The organism is Microbacterium sp. 22242, from assembly GCF_052045495.1.
Classification (GTDB): Bacteria; Actinomycetota; Actinomycetes; order Actinomycetales; family Microbacteriaceae; genus Microbacterium.
On the sequence record NZ_JBQEOZ010000009.1, the window covers coordinates 132402 to 150625 of the forward strand.

The following is an 18224-nucleotide window of genomic DNA, read 5'->3' on the forward strand; positions in this document are numbered from 1 at the left end:
CTCTCTCATGCAATATGAACAAATCTAGATGCCTATCATGCACATAGCTAGCGGATTCCGCAGCCTTCCCGGAGGAGAGCACGCCATGTCAGAACGCCCCGACCGCGGCCGGCCCGACACCCTGTCCGACGCGAGCCTCGCCGTCCACGGCGGCATCCGCCTCGACTCGACACAGGCCCTGCGCACACCCCTGGTGATGGCGAACTCGTATCAGCTGCCCGACGACCCGAGCGAGATCAGCTGGTCGGCGACTGCTCCCGGCCTGTACACGCGCAACACGGGTGTGAACCAGCAGGCGCTGCAGGAGAAGCTCGCAGCACTCGAGGGCGGCGAGGACGCGGTCGCCCTGGCCTCCGGCGTGGCCGCGCTGCACGCCGTGTTCTTCACGCATGTGCGGCTCGGCGACCACGTCGTGGTCAGCGACGTCACCTACGAGGCGACCTGGCGGCTGTGGTCCGAGCTGCTCCCCCAGCGCTACGGCATCGAGGCCACCTTCGTCGACAGCGCCGATCACGACGCGGTCCGCGCCGCGATGCGGCCGAACACCAGGCTCGTCTGCGTCGAGGCCATCGCCAATCCGACGACCAAGGTGACCGACGTCGCCGCGATCGCCGCGATCGCGCACGAGGCCGGCGCGCTGCTCATGGTCGACTCCACCTACACGCCGCCGCCGCTCTACCGCCCGCTCCCCGACGGCGCGGACCTCGTGGTGCACTCGCTCACCAAGTACATCAACGGGCACGGCGACGCCATGGGCGGGGCCGTGATCGGGCGGCGCGAGCTCATCGAGCCGATCAAGGCCGACGCGATGGTCGACGTGGGCGGGATCATCTCGCCGTTCAACGCCTGGCAGATCCAGCGCGGTTCGGTCACCCTGCCGCTGCGGATGCGGCAGCATCTGGCGTCGGCGCAGGCGATCGCCGAACTCCTCGCCGGCGACCCCCGTGTCGCCTACGTCTTCTACCCGGGTCTGCCCTCGCACCCGCAGCACGAGCTCGCCGCACGCCAGTTCCACGGCGGGTTCGGCGGCATGATGGCCTTCGCCGTGGACGGCGACCCCGCCACGCAGAACCGCTTCGTCGCGAACCTGCGGCTGATCACCTCGGGCTTCTCGCTCGGCCACGACGACTCGCTCATCGTGCACACCGGCACCGACGGCGGGCGCGTCGCCGCCTATCCGCAGCCGTTCCGCACGATGGGCCACCTGCGGCTCTCGGTGGGCCTCGAGGATGTCGACGACCTCCTCGCCGACCTCCGTGGCGCTCTGGACGACACGTTCGGCTGACGCGAGGCCGGATCCCGCGTTGCGGGGACACCCATGTGTCATCGTCGGAGCGTGCGTCGACCCCAGTCATGCCCAGACGCCGGCGGCGCGGCGCGAGGTCCCCATAGAGATCTGGTTCACGGTGGTGAGACGGCGAGCGGTGTCGGCGAGAGCGTCCTTCATGGCGGTCAGCTCAGTGGTCCACGCCCGATGAGCGCGGTCGTAGGCGTCGCGGGCTTCTCCGGACCAGGAGCCGCGGAGCAGTGCGGCCGCCTCGTCCAGCGTGGTCAGTTCGTCTTCGAGGCCTCGGACGGCGAGGGCGAGCAACGTCGCGGTCTCCGCGACCGCGCCGTGCTGGATCCGGGTTCTCATCGAGGCTCCGAGAGCACTGCGGCGAGGTCCAACTCGCGACGCGTGAGGACACCCGGGACATCCCCCGTGCGGTAATACGTGTCGAAGACGCCCGCGGCCTCATCGGCCGTGAACACCTCATTCGCGTGGACGCGGACGACACGATCGGAACTGATCGGGACCGTCGTGGTCGGCTCCGCGGACCGGTCGGGGAATCCGAGGGCGCACAACCGCTGCGAGCCGTCCGAACCGCGATACCCGAGCTCGACGGTCATCACCTGCGCGGACCCGCCGGCCTGAATATAGTCACCACCATCGGCACGAAGATCATCCGGATCGGTCATCCGCCAAATCGAATACGTGAACCGGCGCTCCCCGTCCGCCTGATTGAGAACCGCACGCAGATGCTCCGCAACCGGCTGCTCATCACCAGTCAGGTACTGGAACTCGCCACCATTGAAGCTCTCCGCATGCGACCACAGCAACGGCACCGCCACCGTGTCCGTCGGGTCGACCTCGCGCAACTGATACGGCTGGGCGACAGCATCCGTCAGGTAGTACGTATAGAAGATCGCTGCCGCCTCATCGACATCGAACACCTCGTTCGAGAACACCCGCACCGCCGACCGATCGCCAGTGCGGACCTCCACCCGCGACCCCTGATACACACCAGGGCGCCCCACCGTGAACGCCCGCACCACACCGTCCTCCCCACGCAGCGTCACCATGACCACCATCGCCTGCGCAGCCCCCAACGCACGGATGAACTGATCGGTGATACGGTCCGGACGCGCATTCGGCTTTGGCAGACGCCAGATCGTGTACTCGAACCTCTGACGGGCATCGAGATGGCTCAGCTTGAGGCGCAGATTGTCCGGGATCGGCCGGAAGGTGTCGGTTACATGACCATAGAGACCTCGAGGGGTGTGCTCAGCGTGCGTTCTCTCAACCATCAGGGCACCTTCACTACAACGACTTCTCTGATCACGATCTCTTTCCCGTCCAATCTCGCATGTGCTGGTGTGCCGTTATTGACCATCTCATCGAACTGACGCTGCGTGTTCGAGCTGGCGTTGTACTTGTCGAAGGCCGAGCCCGACTTCACCTCAACAGCGGTGTAGGTTCCGTCACCGTTATCCACGAGACCGTCGTACCGGCGCCCGTTTTGCGGGCCATCGGCTATTCGCGCAATCACCTGATCATCGATGACTTTGGCGCCACCGTTCTCCTCGCTGTACTGGTCGAGTCCCTGTTTCTCCTTGACCTCCCATGGCGGCTTCCCCTCGCCGCCCTTGGCGAAGTGTCCGCCCGTGTCACGCCGATCGCCCCGATCGATGCCGTGTTCTTCCGGAGCCTCGCGGAACCAGCGCCCGGCAGCGTCTCCGATCATCGCCCCACCCGCACCGATCAGAGCTCCCGCCCCCGCGAGCGCAGGCACGCCGGCCAACGCGCCCGCACCGGTGATCGTGAGCCCGCCGCCTCCGATGCCCAGCGCGGCACCACCGACGACGGTCGCGGCCCCGCCGAGGAGTTCGAGGAGGATGTCCGGATGCTCCCACAACGTCTTCGACGCCGCGGTGAGAAAACCGAGGAACGACTCGAACGGCTTCACCACGGCCACGTCGACGAAGACCTGACTCATCTTCGTGTTCAGCGCATCCTGCGCCTCCGCCGCCGTCAACGGCATCGCCGCCGCAGCGGTCGCCGCATCCAGTGCTGTAATGCACTCACGCGCGTAAACGTCCAGTGTCGCCCGCGCGTCATACAGGAGTTCCTGCGCCGCCTGATGAGCCGGGCCGGACGGATCCTGGAACGGCACATCCGCGCCCACCTGCCGCATCCCCTGCCGCGCCTTCACAGCACGGACGTAATCGCTGTGAGCGACCAGCGCCGCGGCCCCCTGTGCTTCGGCGTCGTCCCACATGGTGATCGCCTGATCCGCCTGCTTCTGCGCCCACTCGGCCGCATCCACATACGCCGAGACCGCGTCCGCGCCCGCCGTCAACTGGTCGGCGGTGTGCTGCCAGTGCAGCAGCTGCCGCTCGAACCGGGCCAAGTACAGGTCATACGCCTGCCCCTTCCACGCCCCTTCATCATCGAGCTTCGCAAGCAGGCCCCGAATCGTCAGCGCATCATTCGCGCGTAATCTCCAGTCCCCCGCGGCCCAGCGCAGATTGCTCACCGATTCCGGGATCAGGTCGCGAGGGTCGCGGGTCTGCCCGAGTTCGAGCATTACGACGACCAGATCTGAGCATCAAGCTCGGCCTTCGCCGCGTCCTGCCCCTCGTCGAAGATCCTGGCGGTCGTTGCCAGCCGGCGCGCGAAGTCGTCGACATCATCCAGACGATCGGACAAGCCCTTGGTCCACGCAGTGCTGAACTGATCGACCGTAGCCCTGACCCCCGGGTGGCCCACCGCGGTCGGATTCACAATCCGCGTCGTCCCGAACCCATCCGCTGCCCTCCGAGCGCCCGCCGCCATGGCGCGCAACACGTCCGTATCAACTTCATAATCACGGTCCATCAATACCCCCCACGTGCAACGCTACCCGGCACTACCGACGTTGCATGACAGTCTCCGCGACCGCGCCGTGCTGGATCCGGGTTCTCATCGAGGCTCCGAGAGCACTGCGGCGAGGTCCAACTCGCGACGCGTGAGGACACCCGGGACATCCCCCGTGCGGTAATACGTGTCGAAGACGCCCGCGGCCTCATCGGCCGTGAACACCTCATTCGCGTGGACGCGGACGACACGATCGGAACTGATCGGGACCGTCGTGGTCGGCTCCGCGGACCGGTCGGGGAATCCGAGGGCGCACAACCGCTGCGAGCCGTCCGGACCGCGATACCCGAGCTCAACGGTCATCGCCTGCGCGGACCTGCCGGCCTGAATATAGTCACCACCATCGGCACGAAGATCATCCGGATCAGTCACCCGCCACCGCGATGCGCTGGCCGGCTCGAACACGAGCGAGCGGCAGCGTGGACGCGTCATCAGATCCGGGAGCGCGGATCCCGCGCCCCTAGGGCATGCCGACGCGCGGAGCGACTCAGGGCGGACGAACGAAGCCCCGGTCAGTGAAGAAGAATCTTCAGCTGACCGGGGCTTCTTACTGTCTCAACACAGTGTGCGCCTGGAGGGACTCGAACCCCCAACCTTCTGATCCGTAGTCAGATGCTCTATCCATTGAGCTACAGGCGCATCCGGTCTTTCACAAGACCGCCCGCTCTCGCGGGCCTCGTCAACAATACCCCAGAGGCGGCCGGGAACGCGAATCGAGCGGCTCAGGGTCAGCGCGCCTGCCGTGCCGCGCGCTTCTCCTCCTTCGCGGCGGTCTTGTCCGCCTTCTCCTTGCGCTTGCGGCGCGCGCGCTGATCCGACGCGAGCTCCTGCAGATCCACCAGGCGCAGCGCCTGCATGCGCGCTTCGCGCATGGTCTCGTAGTCGGGATCCTCGTCGGGCCGCATGGCTTCGACCCGCAGCCGCCGCTGCAGGTTGCCCGCGACATCGCCCCAGGCCGCGGCCCTGGCGGCCTCGACCAGGAAGCGCAGCGTCTCGGGGTCGTCGGCCATCTCGCGCAGCCGCTCGGCGACCGCCGCGGACTGCTTCGCGCGCCGGCGCAGGTTGCGCACGTCCCGGTCGCGGTAGTCGTGCGTGCCGTGCGGATCCGAGTAGCGCCCGTGCGCGCGCTTGCGCAGCGTGTTGGCGAGCTCGGCCGCCTCCTCGGACTCCTCAGCGAGCGCTACGAGCGCCTCATGCGCGTCGTTCATGTACTTGGCGACGTCGAACGAACCGCCCTGCGCGATCGTGCCGACGAGGATGTGGTTCTTGACGGCGAGGCGAGCAGCGGAGGTGGCGATGGCGACGCCTTCGGCGATGGCATCCGCACTCTTTCCCATCTCACCTCCAGGTCATCTAGAGGATACCCGCTCCCTGGTCGGGAACGCTGGGGCAGGACGGTCCCGTGCAGCGCCCTCACTCCCCCGCGACGGGGATCTCCTCACGCACCTGGGCCTGGGTGCGCGTGCGGAGCGCGACGGCCTGCACGTCGTTCCGGGCGAGCCTGCGCAGCGCGTTCTCGGTGCCGGCGCGCAGGTGCCGCTGCACGCGCAGCCGCAGCGTGGCCACGTCGCGCAGGGCGAGCGACTCGTAGATCCGGGCGTGGTCCTCAGCCATCGCGAGGAGGTCGTCGTGCTCGCGGAACAGCAGGATCAGACGCCCGCGCATCAGCCCGAGGATCTCGGCGATCGTCGCGTTCTCCGCGAGCTCGGCCGTGATCAGGTGGAAGTCGGCGCCCGCCGCCTGGGCGGCGGGCAGGTCGCCGGCTCGCGCCGCCGCGAACTCGCGATCCAGCGCTTGCTTGACCCTCGCGATCCCGGCCGCGGTGTGCCGGCGCGCAGCCAGTTCGAAGACGAGCGCCTCCATCGCGTCACGGACCTCGGCGATGTCCTTCACGTCCCGCTCCGTGAACCGCCGCACCACGGCCCACGATCGCGGGCGGGCGACCAGCAGCCCCTCGCTCGTCAGCTGCCGGATCGCCTCGCGCACGGGCAGCCTGCTCACCGCCAGCTCGTCGGCGATCTCCCGCTCGATCAGCCGCTCCCCCGGTGCGCGCTGCCCCGACAGGATGGAGTCCCGCAGTGCGCGGACCACCCTGGCCGATTCGAGCTCGACGCCCCCCTCGTTCCCCATGGGGACATTGTGGCACCGACCCTCCGACGCCGGTATTTGTTGCACCGGGGACATCTACGGCCGGTCTCGCGGCGCCGGAACGGAGGCCCCGACGCCGCGACCGGACTCAGGAATCCGCCGGTTCCCGGTGTTCGCGCAGCCACGCGAGCACCTGCGCTGCGGCCTCCTGCACGGGCAGCGCCGCGTCCACGACGAAACCGGCCTCGTCCGCGCCGAGCGGCTCGAGGGTGTCCAGCTGCGAGTCCAGCAGGGACGCCGGCATGAAGTGCCCGAGCCGGCGCCCGAGCCGCTCGGCCAGATCGTGCTGCGTGCCCTGCAGGTGCACGAACTCGACGCCAGGGCGAGCCAGGATCTCCCGGTAGCTGCGACGCAGCGCCGAGCAGGTGACGACCCCGGACTCCCCTGCCTTCTGCCGGGCCGCGATCCAGTCCCTGATGAGCTCGAGCCACGGGCGGCGGTCCTCATCGGTGAGCGGGATCCCCGCCTCCATCTTCGCCACGTTCGCGGCGGGGTGCAGGTCGTCGCCCTCCTGCAGCGGCCAGCCGAGGCTGCCCGCGAGGACGCCTGCGAGCGTGCTCTTCCCGGATCCGGAGACCCCCATGATCACCAGGATCGTCGGGGGCGTCTTCTGCGTCGACATCGTCGTCTTCCTTCCGCGTCCGGTCAGCCCACGAACAGCCCGATGACCATGGTCCCGATCAGGCCGACGACCGAGATCAGGCACTCCATGATCGACCACGACTTCAGGGTCTGCGGGATGTTCAGGCCGAAGTACTCCTTGATCAGCCAGAAGCCGGCGTCGTTCACATGCGACAGGAAGAGCGAGCCGGCGCCGATCGCGAGGACCAGGAGCGCTGCTCCTGCGGTGGAAAGGCCCATGTCGTGCACGAGCGGCTGCAAGATCCCGGCCGCGGTGATGGTGGCGACCGTGGCGGATCCGGTGGCGACGCGGATCAGCACCGCGACCAGCCAGGCGAAGAACAGCACGATCGGCAGGGCACCGCCGATGCCGGAGATCGCGTGCGCGATCACGGTGCCGATCGTCGAGTCGACGAGCACCTGCTTGAAGCCGCCGCCGGCGCCCACGATGAGCAGGATCCCGGCGATCGGCGGCAGCGAGGAGGACACCGAGGCGCCGACCTCCTTCGAGCTCATGCCACCACCGCGGCCGAGCACGATCATGCCGACCAGCACCGCGATGAGCAGCGCGATGACGGGCTTGCCGAGGAAGTCGATGATCGTCTTGGCCACCGAGGTGTCGGTCGGGGCGACGATGTCGGCGATCGCGGCGAGGAGCATGAGCACCACGGGCAGCAGGATGCTGAACAGCGTCGCGCCGAAGCCGGGGCGCTTGCGGGCCTTGACCGCGGCCGTCTCGCCCGGCTGCGCGGTGTCCTCGGCGGTCTGGAACAGCGCGGGCACCGGCACGTCCACCCAGCGGGCGGCGAGGCGGCCGAACAGGGGACCGGAGATGATGACGGCCGGGATCGCGATCAGCACGCCGAACGCGAGGGTGACGCCGAGGTTGGCGCCGATCAGGCTGATCGCGGCGAGCGGACCGGGGTGCGGCGGCACCAGGCCGTGCATCGCGGAGAGGCCGGCGAGCGTCGGGATCGCGATCTTCATGAGCGAGACGCCGGAGCGGCGCGCGACCAGGATGATCACCGGGACGAGCAGCACCAGGCCGACCTCGAAGAACATCGGAAGGCCGATCAGCGCGCCGACCAGGCCCATCACCCAGGGCAGCGCGGCCGCGCTGGCCTTCGAGATCAGGGTGTCGACGACGCGGTCGGCGCCGCCCGAGTCGGCGAGCAGCTTGCCGTAGACCGCGCCGAGGGCGATCAGCACGCCGACGCCTCCTGCGGTGGAGCCGAAGCCGTTGGAGAAGCTCGTGATCGTCTGCGTGGCGGACATCCCGGCGACCAGGCCGGTCACGATCGAGCCGATCACGAGGGAGAGGAACGGGTGCAGCTTCAACCAGGTGATGAGCACCACGATGGTCGCGATGCCGATGAGCGCCGCGAGGATCAGCACCCATTCGGGAGCGGTGGTGGTCGGCGGGACCGGGTCGGCGGCGTGGACGAGAGACGCGTGCAGCACCGGGGCTGCGGCGAGAAGGTGCGAGGACATGGCCTGAGCTTCCTTGGTCTGGCGGATGATTCCGCCTCAGCGTAGAGGATAAGTAGGACTTAATCAAGCACCGGTCTCCGATATGCGGTTCTTGCTCCGGAATATCGAGCCAGTTGCCGGGCTATCGCCATAATGGGGACATGGAAGAGGCGACGCGCGAGGGACCCGCGCAGCATCGTCGGCTGCTCGACATCATCGGCCGGCGGATCGTGGAGGGCGAGCTGCCGCCGGGATCCCGTCTGCTGACCGCGGACGTGGCGACCGAGCTCGGCGCGTCCCGCTCCGCGATGCGCGAGGTGGTCCGGGTCCTGGAGACCATCGGCATGGTCGACGTGCGCCGTCGGGCCGGGATCGAGGTCCTGCCGCCGGAACGCTGGAGTCCCTACGCGCCAGAGCTGATCGACTGGCAGCTGGACGGTTCGGACCGGCTGCGGGTGCTGCATGAGCTGAGCCAGCTGCGCTCCGCGATCGAGCCCCTGGCCGCGCGCCTCGCCGCCACGAAGGCCGATCCCGCCCAGCGCACCGCGCTCGTGAAGGCCGTGCTCGGCATGGTCGAGCACGGCGACCGGGCCGACGAGGCGCCGTACATGCAGCACGACATCGACTTCCACACCGCCGTGCTGCGCGGCTCGGGCAACCCCTATCTGGCGGGGCTCGCCGACGTGGTCACCGCGCTCCTGCACGGCCGCACCTCGCACGCGCTGATGCCGAAGCGCGCCGACGAGAACGCGCTGCGGCTGCACCAGGACGTCGCCGCCGCGATCACCGCCCGCGATCCGGCGGCTGCGGCCGCGGCGATGGCGGGCATCGTGGCCGAGGCCGACGACGCCGTGGAGGCGATGGCCGCGCCGAACGGTCACCACTGACCCCTTATCCGTTTGATAGGTTCCGGCCAGCGCCCGCCAACGCCCGCATGCGCATAATCGAGGCATGACGAAGGCGGAGGGCGACCGGGCACAGGGGACACGCGCTCCCAGCGCGCTGCCCCGGCTGCTCGCCGCCGGAGTCAAGGGCGTGCACCGGGTCCGCCGGCAGGCGACGGCGGTCTCGCCCGCCTTCGATCTCGCGTACGTGCGCAGCGGACCGCCGAGCCGGACGCCGATCGTGATCATCCCCGGCGGTCCCGGGCTGGGCTCGGTGCTCCCCTATCGCCGGCTCCGCCGTGCCGCCGCGGCACGCGGGCTCGACGTCATCATGATGGAGCACCGCGGCGTGGGGCTGTCCCGCGGGGACCTCGACGGGCGGAGCCTGCCCCTCTCCGCGATGCGGGTCGCCGAGGTGATCGACGACCTTGCCGCGGTGCTCGACCAGGAGGGCGTGCGCACCGCGCACATCGCGGGATCCTCCTACGGCAGCTACATCGCGGCAGGCTTCGGGGTGCGCCACCCGAGCCGGGTCGCCGGGATGCTGCTCGACTCGACGTTGCAGTCCGTCGCCGACCGCGACGCCGAGCGCACCCTGATCCGGCAGCTGTTCCTCGATGCCGACACCCGGATCGCCGGATCCGTGCGCGCGCTGCTGCGGGAGGGATCGGATCCGCGGCTCCTGCTCGGCGTGCTCCGCGCCGCCTACGAGCTCGGAGGCGAGGAACTGCTCGGCTCTCTGCTGCAGCAGCGCGTGCACGGCGCGCGGCGATCGGGCCGGCCGCACGGATCGGTGTGGGCGGCGCTGGAGACCTACGTCGACCGGGCGGAGTCCGACGCGCACGTGCCCGGGTTCTACGAGTTCGACCTGGTCGGGGAGATCGCGTTCCGCGAGCTGGGATTCGGACCCGATCCGGACGGATCCGTGCTCGATCCCTCGCTCACCTACGCCCCGATCGCGGACCGGTTCGCGCAGTTCGCCGGCGAGCCGTTCGACCTGCCCGCCGCGGCCGCCGGCTTCGCCTGGCCGACCGTGCTGCTCGCGGGATCCCGAGACCTGCGCACGCCGGCGGCCGTCGCGCGGCGGCTCGCGGCGACCGCGCCCGACGCCGTGCTCGTCGAGATCCAGAACGGGCACAGCGCGCTCGAGTCGCATCCGCTCGCCCTGCTGCACGCCCTGGGCCGGCTCAGCCGCGGAGAGCAGCGCCGGCTGCCGGACGAGGCCGCGGCCATGGACCTGCTGCCGCGACGGGGCCTCGTCGCCGGCCTGCCCCGGCTGCTCGCGACCGGCGCCCGCTGGGAGGCGGCACTGCGGGCGTGACCTGCGGCCTCGGCCGCCGGAACGGACCTCGGGCGCCGGAGCGGAATGGATTCCGGATCCATTCTGTTGCATAGATCATGCCTCGCACAGATCTCCTCGCCGCCGACACCGCGATGGGCGCGGTGACGCTGCTGGTCGCCGACCTCGACGCGATGACGGCGTACTACCGCGACGCCGTCACGATGCGCGTGCTGTCGGCCGAGGGCGATCGCGTCGTGCTCGGCCGCGGCACCACGCCGGTGCTGATCCTGCAGCACAGCCCGGAGCTGAGGCGCGCCGCGCCGCGCACGGCCGGACTGTTCCACACCGCGATCCTGTTCGAGACCCAGGCGGCCCTGGCCGCCGCGCTGTACTCGGTCGCCCGGCACGCCCCCGGTACGTTCACGGGCAGCGCAGACCACCTGGTCAGCCAGGCGTTCTACTTCACCGATCCCGAGGGCAACGGCGTCGAGCTGTACTGGGACCGCGACCGCACGCAGTGGAGCTGGACGCACGGGCGGATCGAGATGGACACGCTGTATCTGGATCCGAACGCGTTCCTCGGCGAGCACCTCACCGAGTCCGGCGCCGAGGACCCGGTGATCGGCGCAGCGACCGTCGGGCACGTGCACCTCTCGGTGGGCGACGTGGCGTCCGCACGCGAGTTCTACGTGCACCGGCTCGGCTTCGAGACCACGAGCGAGCTCGGCGGGACCGCGCTGTTCGTGAGCGCCGGGGGCTACCACCATCACATGGCGATGAACACCTGGAACAGCGCCGGCGCCGGACGCCGCTCTCCGGCGCTCGGCCTCGGCGCAGTCGACATCGTGGTGCCGTCGGCGGACGAGCTCGGATCCGTGGCCGAGCGCATGACGCACTTCGGCGTGCCGGTGCGCGACGACGGGCGCACGCTCGCGTTCGAGGATCCCTGGGCGAACGCCATCCGCCTCACGACCGCGAGCTGAGCGGACCGACGCGGACCGCCGCAGCCCGGCCGAGGCGGACCGCCGCGCCGGGACCCGACGAGGACGACGGGCGCCCGCGAGATGGAAAACGTCGCTCTCGGCGCACCGCGCGCGGCGTTTTCCATCTCGCACCGTGCCGAGCTCCCGTCGAAAGATGGATTTCGCCGCTCCGACCGCACGGGAAGCGGCGAAATCCATCTCCGGTGACCGCAGGGGACAGCATCCGCGATGGGCGAAGACGACGTCCGCGAACCCAAACGGCGCCGACCGCTCTGCTCAGCCCGGCAGGTGCACCGCGGAGACCGCGCCGTCGGGCCAGGTCACGCACACCGTGACCTCGTCGCCGGAAGAGGGCACGACGACCGCGCTCGGCGCCGGTTCGCTCCCGCGCCCCAGCCGCACGGCCGCGATCACGACGTCACCCTCGGCCACGGCGTCGAAGTCGAGCCGCGGGATCGACGTGACCTCGCCGATCGGCGAGACGCCGGTCTCGGTGCGCACCGAGGGAGCCGCCGCTCCCGACAGCGCACGCAGCTCGGAGCGCAGCCCGTCCACGTCGAGCGACACCTCGCCCGCTCCGACCTCGACCGCGGCCTCGGCGGGGCCGGTCAGGGGCCAGCCGCTCACCCGCACCGGGAGCGGATCCGGCGATACCCCCGACCGGGGAAGGCGCCGGGTCGCGCGCACCTCCCAGGAGCCGCGCACGACGCTCGCCGTGGCGAGCAGCGGACCGTCCGTCACAAGGCCGGCGCGGCCGGATCCGTGGTCGTGCTCGTGACCGTCGGCGCTCGAGTCGACCCAGTGCGCGTCGGCCGTCGAGGTCGCGAACGCGGCGATGCCGTCGTCGCCGATCGCGCCGCGCACGAACCCGGTGCGATGCGTCGACCGGCCCTCCCGATCGAGCGCGCCCACCGTGTTGTCGGCGGGGTCGTCGATCGTGTCGCCGGTCAGCGGGGGCAGGGTCGCGTTCGAGTATCCGAGCCGGGCGTACAGCGTCGAGTCGCCGATGCGGTCGCCCTCGAGACCGTGGTCGGCGCCGTGGTTGATCACGCGCACGATGCCGTCCGCCGCGGTGCCGCTGACCAGCCAGCCCGCCGCGCGGATCACCCGGCGCACGTCGCCCTGCTCGATCGGCAGCGGCTCCTCCACCGCGGTCCACACGTCGTGGTCGGCGGGCAGCATCAGCCCGAGGAAGCCCTTCGACGCCCAGTAGGGCGAGCCCGCGCCCGAGTACGACTGCGCCATGGCCGGCCATTCCCCGAACAGGCCCATCGTGAGCAGCCCGCGCTCGTCGATCGCGCCGCGCTCCAGGAACGCACGCAGCTCGCCCGACGCGGCCCGGCGCAGCATGCCGAGCGGCAGCCTGGTGGCGCCCGACGCCGCCCCCATCCACAGCGGCGCGGCCGTCGCGAACCGGTAGATGAGGCTGCGGCCCTGCAGCACCGGCATGCCGTCCGCGCCGATCAGCGCGGCGTAGTCGTCGAGGAAGTCGACGAGCCGGGCGCGGAAGACGGGCGTGAGCGGACCGGATCCGAACGCCTCGGCGCCCTGCGATCCCGCCCAGAGCAGCGGGTACAGGTGCATCGCCCAGCCGCAGTAGTAGTCGTAGGCGCGCACGGCTCCATCGGCCCACCAGCCGTCGGCCTGGTAGTAGTCCTCGATCCGGGCGAGGTCGGCGCCGATGCGCGCGGGCTCGTGCGGCCCGCCGACCGAGGCGAGGAACGTCTCGACGGTGATCCGGAACCACAGCCAGTTGTTGTCGGGGTACCGGCCGCGCGGGCTCAGCGCGAGCCAGTCCACGATCCGCTGCTGTGCGGCGGCGTCGAGCGCGTCCCACAGCCACGCGCGGGTGAGCTGCAGGCCGAGTGCGATCGACGCGGCCTCGACCTGCACCTGCGGCTTCTCGTCCGGGCGCAGCCAGCGCTCCGAGTTCGCGGGGTCGGTCCCGGCGACGAGCCCGTCCCGGTACCAGTCCAGGAAGCCGCGCGGATCCTCCCCGCGCTCGCCCGCGAGCCGGAACGCGAACAGCATGAACGACCGGGCGAAGCCCTCCAGCCCGTCGCTCTCGGCGCCGCTGCCGCTGATCTGCCCCGGCAGCCGCACCTGGCTGCGCGAGGGGGTGAAGTACGGCCGCAGCGACAGCAGCAGGTGGTCGGCGACGGCCGCCCAGTGCGCGCGCGTCCAGCCGGTGTGCGGCGACAGCGCCCGGTCTTCGGGCGGCAGGGTCAGGCGGGCGGGATCGAAGGCGGTCACGGGGTCTCCTTCACGAGAGAGGTGTCGTCGGGGTCTGGGGCGGCGGCCGGTGCGAGGGCACCGGGGGCCTCGATGTTCGGCCGCAGCGAGGATTCGCGCACGTGCAGTTCGGGGCTGAGCTTGACGCGGAACGCGGGGCGGCCGCTGCCGGCCTCGAGCCGGGCGATCAGCAGGTTCACGGCCTCGCGTCCGACGTGCTGCTTGGGCGGGCGCACGGCCGTGATGGCGGGATCGCCGAAGCGGGCGACGTCGTCGTCGTAGGCCACGATCGCGAGGTCGTGCGGCACCCGGATGCCCCGGTCCAGCGCATGCTGCTCGAGGGCGAGGGCCTGCGGATCCGGCAGCACGATGACGGCGGTCGTCCCGGTGTCCTGGATGGTCTGCAGCGCGTCGTCCATCGCCGTCTCCCGCCCCGCGGTGTCGAAGCGCACGCCGTTGATGCACGCGACATCGGCCGGGAGTCCGAGCGAGCGCAGCGTGTTCTCCCACCCGCGCCGCACGTACCGGCCGGTGGGCCGCTCGGTCTCGGTGATCAGCCCGATCCGCTCGTGGCCCTGTTCGTGCAGATGCCGCACGGCGAGTGCGGCGCCCGCCGTGTGGTCGGACACGACCGAGTCCAGCTGCGGTGCGGCGGCCGCGGAGCGCACCCTGCGCTCCGCCAGCACGACCGGCACCGGCAGCGCGTCGAGCCACTCCAGCATCTCGATCGCGTGCTCCCCGAACGTGTCGGGGGCGACGATGAGCCCGTGCAGCCCCGGCGTGTTCAGCAGCGCCTCGACCTGGCGGCGGTTGTCGCGCAGCTCGTAGGTCGACGCGCGCAGCAGCAGCCGGGCGCGCAGCTGCGCGGCCTGCGCCCTGGCGCCGTGCACGATGGGCGGCCAGTAGTAGTCGAGCGAGGGCACGACCATGCCGATGGTGTAGCGGGTGACGCCGGGGTCGTGCCCGGCCAGCGCCGGGCTGAGGCCGGGTTCGAGCGCGCTGCGCAGCGTCGCCCCGCCGTGCACGCGCGTGACCAGTCCCTGCTGCGCGAGCGTGTTGATGTCGCGCCGGATCGTGAGCTCGCTCACGCCCAGGTGCGCGGCGATCGTGGACACCGTCACCGATCCGTGCTCGCGGATCTCGTCCATGATCCGCTCCCGGCGCTGCAGCGCGAAGAGCGGATCCCGCCCGCTCACGACAGCTCCTCGATCACGGTGGAGAACGTGCCGGCGCGTCCGCGCATGTCGTAGACGAGGCGGGTGAGCCGCGGGCCCCAGACCGCGATGAGTTCGGGGTCGTCCAGCTCCCACACCTCGAGCGCGGGCACGACCGGCGCGCCTCCGTCGTCCGCGGAGATGCGGATCCTCCGGCCGTCGGCAGCGACCTCGACGGTGCCGCCGGACGCGGTGACATCCCCCGCCGCGATGAGGTGCACCCGGTGCGCCCCGTCCTCGCTCAGCCGCCAGCGGTCGGCGACCTCGACGCGCTCGGCTCCGCCCGCGGACCCGGATCCGTCGAAGCGGAACGTGCGGAGCCACGAGTCGCCTGCGGCGAGCGGATAGGCACCGGCGAGCTCCAGTTCGAGCACGGCGCTCTCGCTCTGCGCGGCCGATCCCGGCTCGCCCTGGGGCGCGGAGACCACCCGCGCGGTGAAGGCCGGCCCCTCACCCTGCTCGAGACCGAACGGCGCGGGAGCGCTGTGCCAGCCGCTCTGCATCGCCCGGATCCCGTACCGGCCGGCGCTGAAGGTCTGCGCGGTGTAGGTGGGCTTGCCCACGTCGACGAGCAGCTGCCGGCCGCCCGCCGCGATGACGAAGGATCCGAGATCCTTGTGGTTGTGGTTCTCGTCGTTCGTGCCGCCCTTCGCGGCGAGCGCGAGGCCGGCACTGGTCCCGGCTGCGGCGCGGCGCACGAACACCTGCACCGACGGCAGCCAGACCGCGGCGGGCAGAGGCGCCGGTCCCGGCTCCGCGTCCCGCCAGGCGGTGTCGGCGAGCGCGCGGACCAGCCGGGGCAGACCGCCCGCGACATCGGCTACGGGCCCGTCCGGCCGGCGGGCGGCGCACGCCCACTGCGTCACCCGCGCATCGCCGGTGAGGCGGCCCCAGCGGAACGGGAGCTGCCACGGCTCGTGCCCGCGCGAGCGCGCCCAGCCGTCGGCCGCGTTCACGTACCAGTCGACGCCGAGGTGCATGCGCATCGGGAAGCGCAGGGTCTCTGCGACGACGGGGATCCGGGTCGCATCGAGCCCGCCGTCCGTGATCGCGGCGACGGTGTCCAGCATCTCGAGCATGCGCCCCGCGCCGTTCCACCAGTACGCCACGCCCTCGTCGATCGCACCGTCGGCCGGCAGCCCGGCGACGTAGCGATCGAGGCTGTCCAGCGCCCGCGCGAGCATTCGCGCGACCCGGTCGGCGTCGTCGAGCAGCAGCACCGCGGCGAGCAGCACGTTGCCCAGGATCCAGGGGTTCCAGTTGTTGACGTCGCGCCAGTACCCGAGCCACCACAGGTCGTCGCGGGTCTCGAACGGGGTGAACACCCGCGTCTCCGCCTCGTGCCGGATGCGCTCGCGGAGACCGGGCCAGCTCTCATCCCAGCGGGGCCCGAGGATGCGGTCCGCGACGGCCAGCTGGGCGACGACCTCGCCCGCGAACAGGTCGAGGTAGGGGGCGGCGACATCGGGCAGCACGAATCCGCGCCGGGCGTGCGCGTCGTCGTGCGCGGGCAGCGACCAGGTGCTCTGCTCGCAGAGCACGACGGCGCCGTCCGCCGCCTCGTCGATCCATGTCGGGTCGCCGGTGGCCGCCGCGGCGATCACGGCCCTGCTGAGCCGCTCCTGCCGGTCCGCCACCACCCGCTCGTAGGTCGCGCGGTCGCCGTCGCGGACGTACCGGGCGAAAAGGGAGCCGAGGGCGTCGGGCCAGGCGCGCCCGCGATCGGCCGCCGCCGCGGCCTCGATGCGTTCGATCGTGATCGGATCGGCCCGATCCCAGACCTCGCGACACTCGATCGAGGGGATCCGCGTCCGCTCGCGCAGCGTCTCGGCGGAGACACCGCGGAATGCCGTCCGCAACGCGTCCGCACGCATCGTCGTACCCCACTCGGCGAACAGCGGACCGCGGAATTCCGCGACACTCACGGCCGTTCCGTCGGGCGGCACCGCATGCGCGCTGACCCGGGAGAGGGCGTCCAGATCGGGGCTCCGCGTCATGGCTCAACCTTCGCTTGTGCTTGTATTTGTTCGACTCTGAACGTTTGGTTTCGTCTCGAACGAGTCCGAGTATCTACTGAGTTCAGCGACGATGCAATGCCCTGCTTCGTCGGGATCCGACGAAGGACGGGAACCTCCGGGAATGACCGCAACGACCACCCCCAACGCTCTCGTGGTGATGTCACGCGAGGTGTTCGAGCGCCAGTTCGACGCCGCACGCCTCGCCCGGCTGCGCCGCCTGGCGGCTGTCCCGGAGCCGGTCTTCACGGACGATCTGGACGACCCCGCTCTCGCCGCACGGCTCGCCGAGGTCGAGGTGCTGCTGACGGGCTGGGGCGCCCCGCGCCTCGACGCCGCGCGCCTGGACCGGATGCCGGACCTGCGCGCGATGCTGCACTGCGCCGGCTCCATCCGCGCGCAGGTGAGCGAGGAGTTCTGGCGGCGCGGGATCCGCGCGACCTCGGTTGCGGAGGCCAACGCGGTGCCCGTGGCGGAGTTCACCCTCGCCGCGATCATCTTCGCCGGGAAGAAGGCGCCGTTCATCGCGGCGGATCCCGAGACGCGCCGGCAGAACGGCCTGCGCGCGGAGCGCTTCGGCGGGCTCGGCAACCTCGGCCGCACGATCGGCGTCGTCGGGTTCAGCCGCGTCGGCCGGCGGGTCGTGGACATCGTGCAGCAGCTCGAGGGCGTCACGGTCCTCGTCGCGGATCCCTACGCGGATCCGGTCGAGATCGCCGCGGCGGGGGGCGTGCACACGACGCTCGAGGAGCTGCTGCCGCGCGTCGACGTGCTCTCGCTGCACGCACCGGAGCTGCCGTCCACCCGGCACATGATCGGCGCGGCGCAGCTCGCGGCCCTGCAGGATCACGCGACCGTGATCAACACCGCGCGAGGCAGCGTGATCGACACCGTCGCGCTCGAGCGCGAGTGCGCGAGCGGCCGGCTCAACGCGATGCTCGACGTGACCGACCCCGAGCCGCTGCCCGCGGACTCGCCGCTGTACCGCCTGCCGAACGTCATGATCACGCCGCACCTGGCGGGCTCGCTCGGCTCCGAGCTGTACCGCATGACAGACGCGGCCCTCGACGAGCTGGAGCGCTTCGCCGCCGGCATCCCGCTGCAGGACGAGGTCACCGTCGACGCCCTGCAGCTCAGCGCTTGACCCGCATACCCATCCCATCCGCACCCGCACCACCCGCATTCACCCCAAAGGAGA

16 protein-coding genes and 1 tRNA gene are annotated in these 18224 nt (G+C 71.0%); 5 read left to right on the top strand and 12 right to left on the bottom strand.

Going from position 1 to position 18224, the window contains the following annotated elements; translation table 11 throughout:
* The first annotated feature begins 85 nt into the window (after positions 1 to 85).
* Positions 86 to 1285: a trans-sulfuration enzyme family protein gene (locus tag ACTJJZ_RS11700; RefSeq protein WP_440721367.1), complete on the top strand. Its 1200-nt coding sequence runs from the start codon at positions 86 to 88 to the stop codon at positions 1283 to 1285.
* A 66-nt stretch (positions 1286 to 1351) separates the two neighbouring features.
* On the opposite strand, the gene ACTJJZ_RS11705 is transcribed toward ACTJJZ_RS11700, so the two are convergent.
* The 9 genes from ACTJJZ_RS11705 to ACTJJZ_RS11745 form a co-directional block, all read right to left on the bottom strand.
* Entirely contained in the window at positions 1352 to 1636 is a 285-nt protein-coding gene (locus tag ACTJJZ_RS11705) for a WXG100 family type VII secretion target (RefSeq protein ID WP_440721368.1), read from the bottom strand.
* Positions 1633 to 2568 carry a hypothetical protein gene (locus tag ACTJJZ_RS11710; RefSeq protein WP_440721369.1) on the bottom strand — a complete coding sequence of 312 codons (936 nt, stop codon included), beginning with the start codon at positions 2566 to 2568 and terminating at the stop codon, positions 1633 to 1635. Before ACTJJZ_RS11710 ends, ACTJJZ_RS11705 begins: the two co-directional genes overlap by 4 nt.
* Positions 2568 to 3848 (bottom strand): putative T7SS-secreted protein, encoded by a 1281-nt coding sequence (locus ACTJJZ_RS11715; protein WP_440721370.1) that lies wholly within the window; start codon positions 3846 to 3848, stop codon positions 2568 to 2570. Before ACTJJZ_RS11715 ends, ACTJJZ_RS11710 begins: the two co-directional genes overlap by 1 nt.
* On the bottom strand, positions 3848 to 4138 hold the full coding sequence (locus ACTJJZ_RS11720) for a hypothetical protein (protein WP_440721371.1): 291 nt from the start codon (positions 4136 to 4138) through the stop codon (positions 3848 to 3850). Before ACTJJZ_RS11720 ends, ACTJJZ_RS11715 begins: the two co-directional genes overlap by 1 nt.
* Before the next feature lie 605 nt (positions 4139 to 4743).
* A tRNA-Arg gene (locus ACTJJZ_RS11725) sits at positions 4744 to 4816 on the bottom strand.
* 89 nt (positions 4817 to 4905) lie between these two features.
* On the bottom strand, positions 4906 to 5514 hold the full coding sequence (locus ACTJJZ_RS11730) for an asparagine synthase (RefSeq protein ID WP_440721372.1): 609 nt from the start codon (positions 5512 to 5514) through the stop codon (positions 4906 to 4908).
* A gap of 76 nt (positions 5515 to 5590) precedes the next feature.
* Positions 5591 to 6307: a GntR family transcriptional regulator gene (locus tag ACTJJZ_RS11735; RefSeq protein ID WP_440721373.1), complete on the bottom strand. Its 717-nt coding sequence runs from the start codon at positions 6305 to 6307 to the stop codon at positions 5591 to 5593.
* 106 nt (positions 6308 to 6413) lie between these two features.
* Complete coding sequence (locus tag ACTJJZ_RS11740) at positions 6414 to 6947, bottom strand: gluconokinase (protein WP_440721374.1); 534 nt, start codon at positions 6945 to 6947, stop codon at positions 6414 to 6416.
* A gap of 23 nt (positions 6948 to 6970) precedes the next feature.
* Positions 6971 to 8437 (bottom strand): GntP family permease, encoded by a 1467-nt coding sequence (locus ACTJJZ_RS11745; RefSeq protein ID WP_440721375.1) that lies wholly within the window; start codon positions 8435 to 8437, stop codon positions 6971 to 6973.
* A gap of 140 nt (positions 8438 to 8577) precedes the next feature.
* On the opposite strand from ACTJJZ_RS11745, the gene ACTJJZ_RS11750 reads away from it, so the two are divergent.
* From ACTJJZ_RS11750 to ACTJJZ_RS11760, 3 genes are all read left to right on the top strand, one after another.
* The gene (locus ACTJJZ_RS11750) at positions 8578 to 9303 is read left to right on the top strand and encodes a FadR/GntR family transcriptional regulator (RefSeq protein WP_440721376.1); all 726 of its coding nucleotides are present in this window, start codon (positions 8578 to 8580) and stop codon (positions 9301 to 9303) included.
* A gap of 64 nt (positions 9304 to 9367) precedes the next feature.
* Positions 9368 to 10621 (top strand): alpha/beta fold hydrolase, encoded by a 1254-nt coding sequence (locus ACTJJZ_RS11755; protein WP_440721377.1) that lies wholly within the window; start codon positions 9368 to 9370, stop codon positions 10619 to 10621.
* Positions 10622 to 10698: 77 nt separating this feature from the next.
* Positions 10699 to 11565, top strand: a complete 867-nt coding sequence (locus ACTJJZ_RS11760) for a VOC family protein (protein WP_440721378.1) — start codon at positions 10699 to 10701, stop codon at positions 11563 to 11565.
* 276 nt (positions 11566 to 11841) lie between these two features.
* On the opposite strand, the gene ACTJJZ_RS11765 is transcribed toward ACTJJZ_RS11760, so the two are convergent.
* From ACTJJZ_RS11765 to ACTJJZ_RS11775, 3 genes are read right to left on the bottom strand one after another with little or no spacing between them, the layout of a single operon-like run.
* The gene (locus ACTJJZ_RS11765) at positions 11842 to 13818 is read right to left on the bottom strand and encodes a DUF2264 domain-containing protein (protein WP_440721379.1); all 1977 of its coding nucleotides are present in this window, start codon (positions 13816 to 13818) and stop codon (positions 11842 to 11844) included.
* A complete protein-coding gene (locus ACTJJZ_RS11770) occupies positions 13815 to 14993 on the bottom strand; it encodes a substrate-binding domain-containing protein (RefSeq protein ID WP_440721380.1) in 1179 nt (392 codons plus the stop codon). The genes ACTJJZ_RS11765 and ACTJJZ_RS11770 overlap by 4 nt, the downstream gene beginning before the upstream one ends.
* A complete protein-coding gene (locus ACTJJZ_RS11775) occupies positions 14990 to 17008 on the bottom strand; it encodes a heparinase II/III domain-containing protein (protein WP_440721381.1) in 2019 nt (672 codons plus the stop codon). Before ACTJJZ_RS11775 ends, ACTJJZ_RS11770 begins: the two co-directional genes overlap by 4 nt.
* 142 nt (positions 17009 to 17150) lie before the next feature.
* On the opposite strand from ACTJJZ_RS11775, the gene ACTJJZ_RS11780 reads away from it, so the two are divergent.
* Positions 17151 to 18170, top strand: a complete 1020-nt coding sequence (locus ACTJJZ_RS11780; protein ID WP_440721382.1) for a hydroxyacid dehydrogenase — start codon at positions 17151 to 17153, stop codon at positions 18168 to 18170.
* Positions 18171 to 18224: the final 54 nt, after the last annotated feature.